This is a genomic window from Nocardioides sp. CFH 31398 (assembly GCF_022436705.1).
In the GTDB taxonomy this organism is placed as follows: Bacteria; Actinomycetota; Actinomycetes; order Propionibacteriales; family Nocardioidaceae; genus Nocardioides.
Genome location: NZ_JAKUHT010000006.1, coordinates 67,460 through 80,018, shown reverse-complemented (window position 1 = coordinate 80,018; position 12,559 = coordinate 67,460). Strand labels below are relative to the sequence as shown.

General features: G+C 73.6%; 9 protein-coding genes. 4 read left to right on the top strand and 5 right to left on the bottom strand.

The window, feature by feature from the left end; translation table 11 throughout:
• Positions 1-19: 19 nt before the first annotated feature.
• From guaA to MJ876_RS07125, 3 genes are all read right to left on the bottom strand, one after another.
• A complete protein-coding gene (gene guaA / locus MJ876_RS07135; RefSeq protein ID WP_240235550.1) occupies positions 20-1,609 on the bottom strand; it encodes a glutamine-hydrolyzing GMP synthase in 1,590 nt (529 codons plus the stop codon).
• A gap of 165 nt (positions 1,610-1,774) precedes the next feature.
• On the bottom strand, positions 1,775-3,568 hold the full coding sequence (locus MJ876_RS07130) for a GMC oxidoreductase (RefSeq protein WP_240235549.1): 1,794 nt from the start codon (positions 3,566-3,568) through the stop codon (positions 1,775-1,777).
• Positions 3,565-5,181 carry a succinic semialdehyde dehydrogenase gene (locus tag MJ876_RS07125; protein ID WP_240235548.1) on the bottom strand — a complete coding sequence of 539 codons (1,617 nt, stop codon included), beginning with the start codon at positions 5,179-5,181 and terminating at the stop codon, positions 3,565-3,567. Before MJ876_RS07125 ends, MJ876_RS07130 begins: the two co-directional genes overlap by 4 nt.
• Before the next feature lie 299 nt (positions 5,182-5,480).
• On the opposite strand from MJ876_RS07125, the gene MJ876_RS07120 reads away from it, so the two are divergent.
• From MJ876_RS07120 to MJ876_RS07105, 4 genes are all read left to right on the top strand, one after another.
• Complete coding sequence (locus MJ876_RS07120) at positions 5,481-6,572, top strand: sugar ABC transporter substrate-binding protein (RefSeq protein ID WP_240235547.1); 1,092 nt, start codon at positions 5,481-5,483, stop codon at positions 6,570-6,572.
• Between the two features lie 102 nt (positions 6,573-6,674).
• Complete coding sequence (locus MJ876_RS07115; protein WP_240235546.1) at positions 6,675-7,454, top strand: ATP-binding cassette domain-containing protein; 780 nt, start codon at positions 6,675-6,677, stop codon at positions 7,452-7,454.
• A 37-nt stretch (positions 7,455-7,491) separates the two neighbouring features.
• Complete coding sequence (locus MJ876_RS07110; protein WP_240235545.1) at positions 7,492-8,805, top strand: sugar ABC transporter permease; 1,314 nt, start codon at positions 7,492-7,494, stop codon at positions 8,803-8,805.
• A gap of 6 nt (positions 8,806-8,811) precedes the next feature.
• Positions 8,812-10,062, top strand: a complete 1,251-nt coding sequence (locus tag MJ876_RS07105; RefSeq protein ID WP_240235544.1) for an ROK family protein — start codon at positions 8,812-8,814, stop codon at positions 10,060-10,062.
• On the opposite strand, the gene MJ876_RS07100 is transcribed toward MJ876_RS07105, so the two are convergent.
• Both MJ876_RS07100 and xylA read right to left on the bottom strand, forming a co-directional pair.
• Entirely contained in the window at positions 10,049-11,371 is a 1,323-nt protein-coding gene (locus MJ876_RS07100; RefSeq protein ID WP_240235543.1) for an ROK family transcriptional regulator, read from the bottom strand. The genes MJ876_RS07105 and MJ876_RS07100 overlap by 14 nt on opposite strands.
• 1 nt (position 11,372) lies before the next feature.
• A complete protein-coding gene (gene xylA, locus MJ876_RS07095) occupies positions 11,373-12,536 on the bottom strand; it encodes a xylose isomerase (protein WP_240235542.1) in 1,164 nt (387 codons plus the stop codon).
• Positions 12,537-12,559: the final 23 nt, after the last annotated feature.

Below are 12,559 nucleotides of genomic sequence, written 5' to 3'. Positions count from 1 at the left end.
CGGCCGCGCCGGGGGGCGGTCACTCCCACTCGATGGTGCCCGGCGGCTTGCTCGTCACGTCGAGCACGACCCGGTTGACGTCGGGGACCTCGTTGGTGATGCGCGTGGAGATGCGCTCGAGCAGCTCGAACGGCAGCCGCGCCCAGTCCGCCGTCATCGCGTCGTCGGAGGTCACGGGGCGCAGGACGACGGGGTGGCCGTAGGTCCGGCCGTCACCCTGCACGCCGACCGAGTGGACGTCGGCCAGCAGCACCACGGGCATCTGCCACACGTCGCGGTCCAGGCCCGCGCGGGTGAGCTCCTCGCGTGCGATGAGGTCGGCCGAGCGCAGCAGGTCGAGGCGGGAGTGGGTGACCTCGCCGATGATGCGGATGCCCAGGCCCGGGCCGGGGAACGGCTGGCGCCAGACCATCGTGGAGGGCAGCCCCAGCTGCTCCCCCACGGCACGGACCTCGTCCTTGAAGAGCGTCCGCAGCGGCTCGACCAGGGCGAACGTCAGGTCGTCGGGCAGGCCCCCGACGTTGTGGTGGGACTTGATGGTCGAGGTGCCGGCGCCACCGCCGGACTCGACGACGTCGGGGTAGAGCGTGCCCTGGACCAGGAAGGCGGTGTCGCCCTCCTCGGCGTCGGAGAACACCCGGGCCTGCGCGGCCTCGAAGGTGCGGATGAACTCCCGCCCGATGATCTTGCGCTTCTCCTCGGGCTCGGTCACGCCCGCGAGGGCGCCGACGAACTGGTCAGCGGCGTCGACCACGTCGAGGGAGTCGAAGACCTCCTCGAAGTCCCGCCGCACCTGGTCGGTCTCACCGGCGCGCATCATCCCGTGGTCGACGTACACGCAGGTCAGGCGGTCGCCGATGGCCCGCTGCACCAGCGCCGCCGCGACGGCGGAGTCGACCCCGCCGGACAGCGCGCAGATGGCGCGGCCGTCGCCCACCTGGGTGCGGATGGCGTCGACCTGCTCCTCGACGATGTTGAGCATCGTCCAGGTCTGGCGGCAGCCGGCGATGTCGTGCAGGAAGTGCTCGAGCACCTGCTGGCCGTGCTCGGTGTGCATGACCTCCGGGTGCCACTGCACGCCGGCCATGCCGCGCGTCAGGTCCTCGAAGGCGGCGACCGGCGTCGTGGGGGTCGAGGCCAGCACGGAGAAGCCCTCGGGCGCGGCGGTGACGGCGTCCCCGTGGGACATCCACACGCGGTGCTCCGCGGGGACGTCGGCGAGCAGCGTCCCGGGCTCGGTCACCGACACCGGGGTGCGGCCGTACTCCCGGGCGCCGGTCGCGGCCACCTGGCCGCCCAGGCCCTGCGCCATGAGCTGGAAGCCGTAGCACATCCCGAAGACGGGGATGCCGGCCGTGAAGACGGTCTCGTCCATGCCGGGTGCGCCGTCGGCGTACACCGAGGACGGCCCGCCGGACAGGATGATCGCCTTCGGGGAGCGGGCGAGCATGTCCTCCACCGGCATCGTGTGGGGCACGATCTCGGAGTACACCCGCGCCTCGCGGACCCGCCGGGCGATCAGCTGGGCGTACTGGGCTCCGAAGTCGACGACCAGGACCAGGTCGTGGTGGGCCTCGGGACGTGCGTCGGTCACGGACTCGTCTGGCACGTCCGCACCCTACCGATCGTGCCGGTCCCCCACCGCCGCGTGGGTGGGCCTGGGGCCAGGACCCGACCGGGAGGGAGGATGGCCGGGTCCTGGCCTGCCCGGCGGCTCGGGGCCACCGGGCGAGGAGCCGCGGCCGGGAGGGTGGTGCTTCGGCGCCGACGGCTCCTACTGGCTCAACGAGGCCTCGGGGGCCTGGTTACGGCCGGGCCCCTGGCCGATCCTCGCCTCGGCGCCCTGGCGCACCGCCACCACCGGCAGGCGCAGGGCCCCCGGGGCGGCCTCGGGCACGGCCGGCGATCGGGGGGCCACCGGCGCCACCCGCTCGTACGACGCGCCGAGCGGCGGCCGGGCGTCGGCGTCGCCCTTGTTCGGCCACAGCGCCATGGCCCGCTCGGCCTGGGCCGTGATCGTCAGCGACGGGTTCACGCCGAGGTTCGCGGAGATGGTCGACCCGTCCACGACGTGCAGGCCCTCGTGGCCGAACACCCGCTGGTAGGGGTCGACGACGCCGGTCTCGGGGGTGTCGCCGATGGTGCAGCCGCCGATGAAGTGGGCGGTCATGGGCTTGTCGAACGGCTCGCCGATCGAGCCGCCGGCGAAGCCGCCGATGCGCTGGGCCATGCGCCGCACCACGTCGTTCGCCACCGGGATGTACGTCGGGTTCGGCGCGCCGTGGCCCTGGCGGGAGGTGAGCCGGTAGCCGAACGGCGTCCGGCGTCCCGAGGTGGTGATCGAGTTGTCCAGCGTCTGCATCACCAGCGCGATGACGGTGCGCTCCGACCAGTGCTTGACGTCGTACATGCCGAGCAGGTGCCGGCGCTGCTTGACCAGCTCGACCATCCACGTCCGCCAGCGCTTGCCGGGGCCGTCGCCGTCGGTCAGGACGGTCTGCAGCAGCGCCATCGCGTTCGAGCCGCGACCGTAGCGGCACGGCTCGACGTGGGTGTCGTCGTCCGGGTGGAACGAGGAGGTGATGGCGACGCCGTGGGTGAAGTCGGTGGTCGACCTCGGCGCGATGGCGCCCAGGATGGCCTCGGAGTTCGTCCGGGTCAGCACGCCGAGCTGGTCGGAGACGCGCGGCAGGTCGCCGTCCGCCTTGAGGCGGTGCAGCAGCTTCTGCGTCCCGAGCGCGGCCGCGGAGAGCACGACCTGCCGAGCCCGGAACGTGCGGACCGCTCGGCGGCGCGACAGCTTGGCCTTCGTCCACCGGGCGATGACCTCGTAGCCACCGCCGTCGAGCGGCCGGATCCGGGTGACGGTCGTGAGGGGGTGGACGACGGCGCCGAGGTTCTCGGCGAGGTGCAGGTAGTTCTTGACCAGCGTGTTCTTGGCGCCGTGGCGGCAGCCGGTCATGCACTCGCCGCACTCCTTGCAGGCCTGGCGGTCCGGGCCGGCACCCCCGAAGAACGGGTCGGCGACGGTCTCGCCCGGCGCGGTGCCCTCGGGCCCGAAGAACACCCCGACCGGGGTCGAGCGGAAGGTGTGCTCGACCCCCATCTCCGCCGCGACGGACCGCATGACCTCGTCGGACGGCGTGTGGGTCGGGTTGGTGACCACGCCGAGCATCCGCTTCGCCTGGTCGTAGTACGGCGCGAGCTCGGCCTTCCAGTCGGTGATGTGCGACCAGGCCCGGTCGCGGTAGAACGCGTCCGGCGGCTCGTAGAGCGTGTTCGCGTAGTTCAGCGACCCGCCCCCGACGCCGGCGCCCGCCAGGATGACGCAGTCCTTCACCACGTCGATCCGCTGGACGCCGTAGCAGCCGGCGGCCGGCGCGAAGAGGAACCGCTTGGCGTCGAAGGAGGTCGAGGCGAAGTCGGCGTCGGCGAAGCGCGCACCGGCCTCGAGCACCGCGACGGAGTAGCCCTTCTCGCTCAGCCGCAGGGCGCTGACCGACCCGCCGAAGCCGGACCCGACGACGAGGACTTCGTAGTCGAACTCCTGGTCCGCCGGGGCGCTCACGCGCGGCCCAGCTTGTCGAGGACGCGCAGGCTGGCGGTCATCATGCGGGCGTAGGCCCGGTCCGACATCCCGTACGACGGGCCGAAGCGCAGGAGCCGCTGCGTCGCCACCGATTGGGTCTCGGTGAACCGGTGCAGGCCCTCCGCGCCCTGGCGGCGGCCGAGGCCCGACGTGCGCATGCCGCCCATGGGCGCGTCGATGGAGGCGAAGGTGGCCGCGAACGCCTCGTTGACATTGACCGTGCCGCAGCGGATCTGCCCGGCCAGGGCCCGGGCGCGACGGACGTCGCGGCTGTAGATCGAGGCGTTGAGGCCGTAGTCGCCGGCGTTGGCGCGGGCGACGGCGTCGGCCTCGTCGGAGAACCGGTAGAGGGCGATCACGGGGCCGAAGGTCTCGTCGGCGAAGCAGGTCATGTCGGGCGTGACGCCCTCGAGGATCGTCGGCTCGTAGACGTACGGGCCGAGGTCGGGGCGCGCCCGGCCGCCGGTGAGCACCCGGGCGCCCTTGGCGACGGCGTCGTCGACGTGGCGCACGACGGTCTCCAGCTGGGCGGCGGAGATGAGGGAGCCCATGTCGTTGCCCCAGTCGAGGCTGGCGCCGACGGTGAGGGCCTGGGTCCGGGCCACGAACCGCTCGACGAAGCGGTCGTAGACCTGGTCGGCGACGTACATCCGCTCCATCGAGACGCACAGCTGGCCGGCGTTGGAGAAGCTGGCGCGCACGGCGCCCTCCGCGGCGCGCTCGAGGTCGGCGTCGCGCAGCACGAGCAGGGGGTTCTTGCCCCCGAGCTCGAGCGAGCAGCCGATGAGGCGGTCCGCGCACCGACGGGCGACGTCGCGGCCGGTGGCGGTCGAGCCGGTGAAGCAGACGTAGTCGGCACGGTCGATGATCGCGGGCCCGATCTGCGAGCCCGGGCCGTGGACGACCTGCCACAGGTCGGCCGGGAAGCCGGCCTCCTCCAGCAGGCGGGCGCCGTACAGCGCCGTGAGCATCGTCTGGCCGTCCGGCTTCGCGACGACCGCGTTGCCGGCGGCGAGGGCGGCGATGCCGTCGGACAGCGCCATGGTGAACGGGTAGTTCCAGGGCGAGATGATCCCGACGACGCCCTTGGGGATCCGGGCGAGGTCGACGCGGGTCAGCGCCGGGATGGCGCCGGCCGCGCGTCGCGGCGCGACGAGGCCGGGCAGCTTCCGCGAGTAGTACCGGGCCGTCATCGCGACGTGGAGCGGCTCGTCGAAGGCGTCCTTGCGGGCCTTGCCGGACTCCCAGACGATGAGGTCGATGATCTCGTCCTGGCGGTCGAGGATCAGGTCGTGCAGGCGGTGCAGCGCGGCGCTGCGCTCCGTCACCGACGTGCGGGACCAGGCCTCCTGGGCGCGGCGGGCCCGGGCGAAGGCCTCGTCGACGTCGGACGTCTGCGACACCGCCAGGTGCGCCAGCGGCTGACCGGCGAGCGGCGACTCGAGGGCCCGGGTCTCGCCGGACGTCGCCCGCAGCCGCCCGGCCAGCCCGGCGACGTACTCGGGCTCGAGGGCGTAGGAGGCGCGGGGGTCGTGCTCGGGGTCCCGCAGGCCCTGGAGGTCGGCGGGCCCGGACGGCTCGGGAGCGTTCATGTACCGAGGGTATGTGAACGGTCGCACACTGCCTACCCCTCGGTAACCCGGGCGTCCGTCACACCCGGCCGCCCGCACGAACGCCCAGATCAGCCACGGTTTTGTTGTTCGGAACGACATTCGTCGTTGCCGTTTCGTGACCTCGGCAGGGCCGCCCGCACAGCCTGTCCTGCGGAAATCTTGATGATGAGACCCCCTAGACGTGACGGACGCCACGCCTTTACGTTGTCGCGGACAACAAATGGTGATCCGGCTCACGAGGGGCCGGACGCCGAACCCCGAAGACAAGGCGGTTGCTCGTGAAGCTGAAGCGTGGTGTGGCCCTGGCGGCCGTGGTCGGTCTGACCATGACCCTCGGCGCCTGTGGTGGTGACTCGGACTCGGGGTCCGGCGGCAGCGGTGGCGGCGACGAGGCCCCCCAGGGCTCGATCGGCGTGATCCTGCCCGACACCGAGTCCTCGGTGCGTTGGGAGAGCGCGGACCGCCCGGCCCTCGAGGCCGCCTTCGACGAGGCCGGCGTCGACTACGACATCCAGAACGCCGAGGGCAGCGCGGACCGGATGGCGACGATCGCCGACAGCATGATCTCGGGCGGCGCGACCGTCCTCGCGATCGTCAACCTCGACTCCGACTCCGGCGCCGCCATCCAGGAGCGCGCCGCGTCGCAGGGCGTGCAGACCATCGACTACGACCGCCTCACCCTGGGCGGCTCGGCCGGCTACTACGTCAGCTTCGACAACACCGTCGTCGGCGAGCTGCAGGGCCAGGGCCTGGCGGACTGCCTCGGCGACGAGGACGCGAACCTCGTCTACCTGAACGGCTCGCCCACCGACAACAACGCCACCCTGTTCTCCGAGGGCGCCCACAGCGTCCTCGACGAGGTGTCGGGCTACGAGAACGTCGGCGAGCAGGCCGTGCCGGACTGGGACCCGGACGAGGCCGTCACCATCTTCGACCAGCTCTACACGCAGGCCGGCGGTGAGGTCGACGGCGTCTACGCCGCCAACGACGGCCTCGCGGGCGCCGCGATCTCCATCCTGGAGCGCAACGGCCGCAACGGCGAGGTGCCCGTCACCGGGCAGGACGCGACCGTCGAGGGCCTGCAGGCCATCCTCGCCGGCGACCAGTGCATGACGGTCTACAAGTCCGCCAAGCAGGAGGCCGCGGCGCTGGCCGACACCGCCATCGCGCTGGTGAACGGCGAGGAGCCGGAGACCACCGGCGAGACCGAGGACGTCGACGGCGACCGCCAGGTCCCCTCGGTGCTGCTCGAGCCCGAGTCGATCACGGCCGACAACCTGGACGTCGTGTTCGACGACGGCGGCCAGACCGTCGAGGACGTGTGCACCGGCCGCTACGAGGCCATGTGCGAGGACGCCGGCATCTCCTGACCGGCCCCCGCACCACCTGACCGGACGCGGCCCCCTCGGTCCAGCCCCGTGGGGGCCGCGTCCCACCAGCACGTCCCGCTCGACCCGATCCTCGGAGGAACCATGTCCACCGCCCCCCTGCTCCAGCTGCGCTCGGTCAACAAGAGCTTCGGCAACGTCCGCGTCCTGCACGACGTCGACTTCTCCGTCTACCCGGGCCAGGTCACCGCGCTCGTCGGCGACAACGGCGCCGGCAAGTCGACGCTGGTGAAGGTCATCGCGGGCATCTACGGCCGCGACGACGGGGACTACCTCTTCGAGGGCAAGCCGGTCGAGGTGACCGGGCCGCGCGACGTCGCGGCGATGGGCGTCGAGGTCGTCTACCAGGACCTCGCGCTGTGCGACAACCTCGACATCGTCCAGAACATGTTCCTCGGCCGCGAGTCCCGCAAGGGCGTCGTGCTCGACGAGACCTCGATGGAGTCCCGCGCCCGCGAGACGCTCGCCTCGCTGTCGGTGCGGACCGTGAAGTCCGTCCGCCAGTCCGTGGCCAGCCTGTCCGGCGGCCAGCGCCAGACCGTGGCGATCGCGAAGGCGGTGCTGTGGAACTCGCGCATCGTCCTCCTCGACGAGCCCACCGCCGCGCTCGGCGTCGCCCAGACCCGCCAGGTGCTCGACCTCGTGCGCCGGCTCGCCGACCGCGGCCTCGGCGTCGTCCTCATCTCGCACAACATGGTCGACGTCTTCGAGGTCGCGGACCGGATCACGGCGCTCTACCTCGGTCGCGTGGCGGCCGACGTCCCGACCTCGGAGCTGAACCACAGCCAGGTCGTCGAGCTGATCACCGCGGGCCGCAGCGGCTCGCTCGGGATCGCCGAGAACCCCGCCACCGCCACCGTCTGAGCCCCCGCCCCGCACACGCAGATCTCGAGGACCACCAATGAGCACCAGCACCACCGGGACGCCGTCCACCGACAAGGGCGGCAAGGACTCCCCCGCCAAGGGCGCCTCCCTCGCCGACACCGACTTCGCCCACGACAGCACCCAGGCCTCCACCCTGATGGAGAGCCTGCGGGGCTACGTCGCCCGCGTCCGCGGCGGCGACATGGGCTCCCTGCCCGCGATCCTGGGCCTGGCGGTCCTCATGGTCGTCTTCGGCCTCGCCTCCGACCAGTTCTTCTCCCTGCTCAACATGGCGAACCTGGTCGTGCAGGCCGGCCCCATCTGCCTGCTCGCGATGGGCCTCGTCTTCGTGCTGCTGCTCGGGCAGATCGACCTGTCGGCGGGCGTCGCCGGCGGCCTGTCGGCGGCCATGACGGCCCTCGCCATCGCCGACCGGGGCCTCCCCTGGTTCGTCGCCGTGCTGGCCGGTCTGCTCGTCGGCGCCGTCATCGGGCTGCTGATCGGCCTGCTGGTCGCGAACCTGGGCATCCCCTCGTTCGTGGTCACCCTGGCGTTCTTCCTCGGCCTGCAGGGCGTGATCCTCTTCGCGATCGGCCAGGGCGGCTCGGTCGGCGTCGAGGACCCGGTCCTGCGCGGCCTGACCATCTCCAACGTCCCGGTGCCGCTGGGGTGGGCCGCGGCCGTCGTCCTCGTGGTGGCCTTCGCGGCCGGCTCCTTCCTCCGGTACCGCACCCAGGTCGCCAACAAGCTCCAGCACCACCCGCTGAGCCTGGTGATCCTGCGCGTCGTCGTGGTCGCCGTGATCGTCCTCGGCATCACCGGGCTGCTCAGCATCAACCGCAGCCTCAACCCGTTCTTCCCCATCGCCGGCATCCCCTACGTGCTGCCGCTCGTCGTCGTGCTGCTGCTGGTGTGCACCTTCGTGCTCGACCGCACCACGTTCGGCCGCCACCTGTACGCCGTCGGCGGCAACGCCGAGGCCGCCCGCCGCGCCGGCATCAACGTCGCCCGCATGCAGGTGGCGGCGTTCATCATCTGCTCCACCCTGGCGGCCGTCAGCGGCATCGTGCAGTCGTCCTACACCGGTGGCGTCTCGACCGCCGCCGGTGGCGGCAACACGCTGCTGTACGCCGTGGGTGCGGCCGTCATCGGCGGCACCAGCCTCTTCGGTGGTCGCGGCCGGGCGCTGGACGCCATCCTGGGCGGCACCGTGATCGCCACGATCGCGAACGGCCTCGGCCTGCTGAACCAGTCCGCCTACATCAACTTCCTGGTCACGGGCATCGTGCTGCTCGTCGCCGCGGGCGTCGACGCGGTCTCGCGCCGCCGGCGCTCGGCGTCGGGCCTCTAGGCCGGCGTGGTCACCGCACACCGTCGCGGGACCGGGACCAACCAGGAGGCGGTACGACGCCACAACCTCTCGACGCTGCTGCGGCAGGTGCACCTCGCACCCGGGCCGGTGTCGCGGGCCGAGCTCACCAGCGCGATGGGGCTCAACCGCAGCACCATCGCCGGCCTGGTCGCCGAGCTGGTCGAGCTGGGCCTGACCGAGTCCACCGCGGCCCGGACCGCTCCCCGGCAGGGCGCCGGCCGCCCGTCCCAGGGGGTCGGCGTCGCCGACGACGGCCCGTACGTGGTCGCCGTCGACCTCGGGGTCGACCGGGTCACCGCGGCCCGCGTGGGCCTCGGCGGCCGGATCCGCGCGCGGGTCCAGGCCCGCGTCCACGACGACCGGGAGGCGTGGCGCGTCGCAGCCGACATCGCCGGGCTCGTGCGCCGGGTCGTCGTCGACGCCCCGCCGGTCTCGTCCCTCGCCGGCATCGGGCTGGCGGTGCCGGGCATGGTCCGCCGCCGGGACGGCATGGTCCGCCTGGCCCCGAACCTCGGCTGGTCGGACGTGTCCCCCGGGCCGATGGTCCTCGCCGCGCTCGGGGTCGAGGTCCCTCTCCGCGTCGGCAACGACGCGGACCTCGGGGCCCTCTCCGAGCACCACCGCGGCGTCGGCATCGACATCGACGACCTCGTCTACGTCTCCGGCAACGTCGGCGTCGGGGCGGGCGTCGTCTCCGGCGGGGTGCCGCTGGCGGGCGCCGGCGGGTACGCCGGGGAGGTCGGCCACCTGGCCCTGAGCCCCGCCGACCGTGCGTGCCACTGCGGCGCGCGCGGCTGCTGGGAGACCGCCGTCGGCGGGCACGTGATCGCCCGCACCATCGGCTGCGCGGACGACGAGGTGGCCGAGCTCGACCTCGTGCTCGAGCGGTACGACGTCGCCCCGCCCGGTCTCGACGACGTCGGACGCGAGCTGGGCGAGGGCCTGGCCGGGATCGTCAACGTGCTGAACCCGCAGGTCGTCGTGATGGGCGGCTACTTCCGCTCGCTGTTCCGGCTCGTGCCGGACGACGTCCGCGCGGGCTTCGAGGCCACCGCCCTCACCGCCCCGCTCGAGTCGGTCTCGCTGGCCCTGCCCGGTCTCGACGGCGACTCGGTGCTGCTCGGCGCCGCCGAGCTCGCCTTCGAGCCGCTGCTGGCCGACCCGGCCGGCGTCCTCGCGACCGCGCTGCCCGACGCCGCCCGGGCGCTCGGGTCGGGGGCCGTCACGCCGGCGTGACGCCCCGCCCGCCGGGCGCGGTGGCGGGCTCCGGCAGCCCCACCTGTCCGGCCACCACCGGCTCCATCGCGAGCTCGGCCGCCCCGACGGCCGCGGCGGTGATGCCGAGCCGGCCCGCCACCAGCGGGGGCCGGCGCTGCGCGGGCGACGGCAGGAGCCCGTCGAGACGCTCCGCGGCCGGTCGCAGCAGGTGCTCGGTGAGGGCGGTGAAGTAGCCGCCGAGCACGACCACCTCCGGGTCGACGACGCTGACCAGCACCGCGAGACCGCGGGCCAGGTCCTCGGCCACCGCCTCCAGCCCGGCCCGCACCGACGGGACCGTGCGGGCCCGCTCGGCGACGGCCGCGGCCGACTCGACCGGCGTCCCGGACTCCTCCGCGCCGACGGCGGCGAGCATGGCGCCCAGGCCGACCGCGGTCTCCCAGCACCCGGTGCGGCCGCAGCCGCAGGGCGCGCCGGGGCGCCCGAGGGGGACGTGGCCGACCTCGCCCGCGTTGCCAACCGCGCCGCGGAGGACGCGACCGTCGGCCACGATCCCGGCGCCGATGCCGACGGTGCCCGTGAGGTAGAGCGAGTGCGCCGCGCCCTGCGCCGCGCCGTGCCAGCGCTCGCCGTACGCCGCGCAGGTGGCGTCGTTGTCGACGTGCACGGTCACCTCGGGTCCCAGCAGCTCCGCGAGGCGGGGACCCACCTCGTCGCCCTCGGCGCCGAGGTTGGGCGCCCAGGTCACGCGGTGGCGGGCGGCGTCGACGAGGCCGGGGATGGCGACGACGGCGCCGAGCAGGCCGTGGCGGTCCGGGCAGGTGGGCGAGGCGAGCACCTCGGCGAGGAGGTCGAGCAGGACGGTGAGCCGCTCGTCCCCCGTCGACGTCGCCCGGACCGCGCACACCTGGACCGTCAGCACGACACCGGCGAGGTCGACCGCGGCGACGGCGACGTAGTCGACGTTCACCTCGAGACCGAGGCCCCAGCAGGCGCCGGGGCGCAGGGCCACCGGCCGGGCGGGACGCCCACGCGTCGCGGCCCCGGCGGCGGACCCGGGACCGGACCCGGCGCCGGGCTCCCCCACCTCGGACGCCTCGGCGGCCCCGAGCAGGCCGAGGCGCTCCAGCCGCGCGACGACGACGCCGACGGTGGCCTTCGACAGGCCGGTGCGGCCGGCGAGCTCGACCCGGCTCGCCGGCCCCTCCTCGCGCAGCGTGCGCAGGACCCGCGCGGTGGTGGCGCGCCGCAGGTCGTCGGGGGTGACGGCCTCCGCCGTCACCCCCGCTGCCGCGACGCCCGCCCGGGCGCGCGTGCGGTCGGGCACGTCAGCCGCGGACGCCGTACAGGTGCTCCAGCGCGAGCTGGTCGAGCCGCTCGTAGCCCATGCTGCGGGCCGCCATCTCCTCCGGGTCCTCCGCCGGGGCGGCGAGCAGGTCGGCGATGGTCTCGCCCGGCGCCAGGGTCGGCTGGGACAGCTCGTGCACGCGCGAGGCGGCGAGGGCCTCGTGGACCTCGGGGTCGGCGCGGAAGGCGCGGACCTTGTCGCGCAGGACGAGGTAGTTCGTCATGCAGGCCTTGGCCGACTCCCACACGCCGTCCTCGCCGTCGGTGCGGACGGGCTTGTAGTCGAAGTGGACGACGCCGTCGTACCCGCCGGCGAGCAGGGTGTCGACGACCCAGAAGGCGCCGCGCACGTTGCCGGCCCCGAACCGGAGGTCCTGGTCGTAGCGGGGGCCGTGCTGGCCGTTCAGGTCGATGTGGAAGAGCTTGCCCGCCCACAGGGCCTGGGCGTAGCCGTGGGCGGCGTTGACGCCCGCCATCTCCTCGTGGCCCACCTCGGGGTTCACGCCGACCAGCTCGGGACGCGAGAGCTGCTCGATGAACGCGAGCGCGTGGCCGACCGTCGGCAGGAGGATGTCGCCGCGGGGCTCGTTCGGCTTCGGCTCGATCGCGAAGCGGATGTCGTAGCCACGCTCGACGACGTAGTCGCCGAGCACGTCGAAGGCCTCGCGGAAGCGGTCGAGCGCGGTGGCGACGTCCTTGGCGGCGCCGGACTCGGCGCCCTCGCGGCCGCCCCAGCACACGTAGACCTCGGCGCCCAGCTCGGCGGCCAGGTCGATGTTGCGCATGACCTTGCGCAGCGCGAAGCGACGCACGTCGCGGTCGTTGGCGGTGAAGGCGCCGTCCTTGAAGACCGGGTGGGAGAAGAGGTTCGTGGTCGCCGTGGTGACCGCCAGACCGGTGTCGGCCAGGCCCTTGCGGAAGCGGTCGAGGATGCGGCCACGCTCGGCGTCGTCGCTGCCGAACGGGATGAGGTCGTCGTCGTGGAAGTTCACGCCGTAGGCCCCGAGCTCGGCGAGCTTCTCGAGGGAGTGGACGGGGTCGAGCGGGGCGCGGGTGGCCTCGCCGAACGGGTCGCGTCCGGTGTAGCCGACGGTCCACAGACCGAAGGAGAAGCGGTCGGCGGGGGTCGGGACGGGCAGGCTCATGGGGCTCCTCGGGTGGGTGGGGC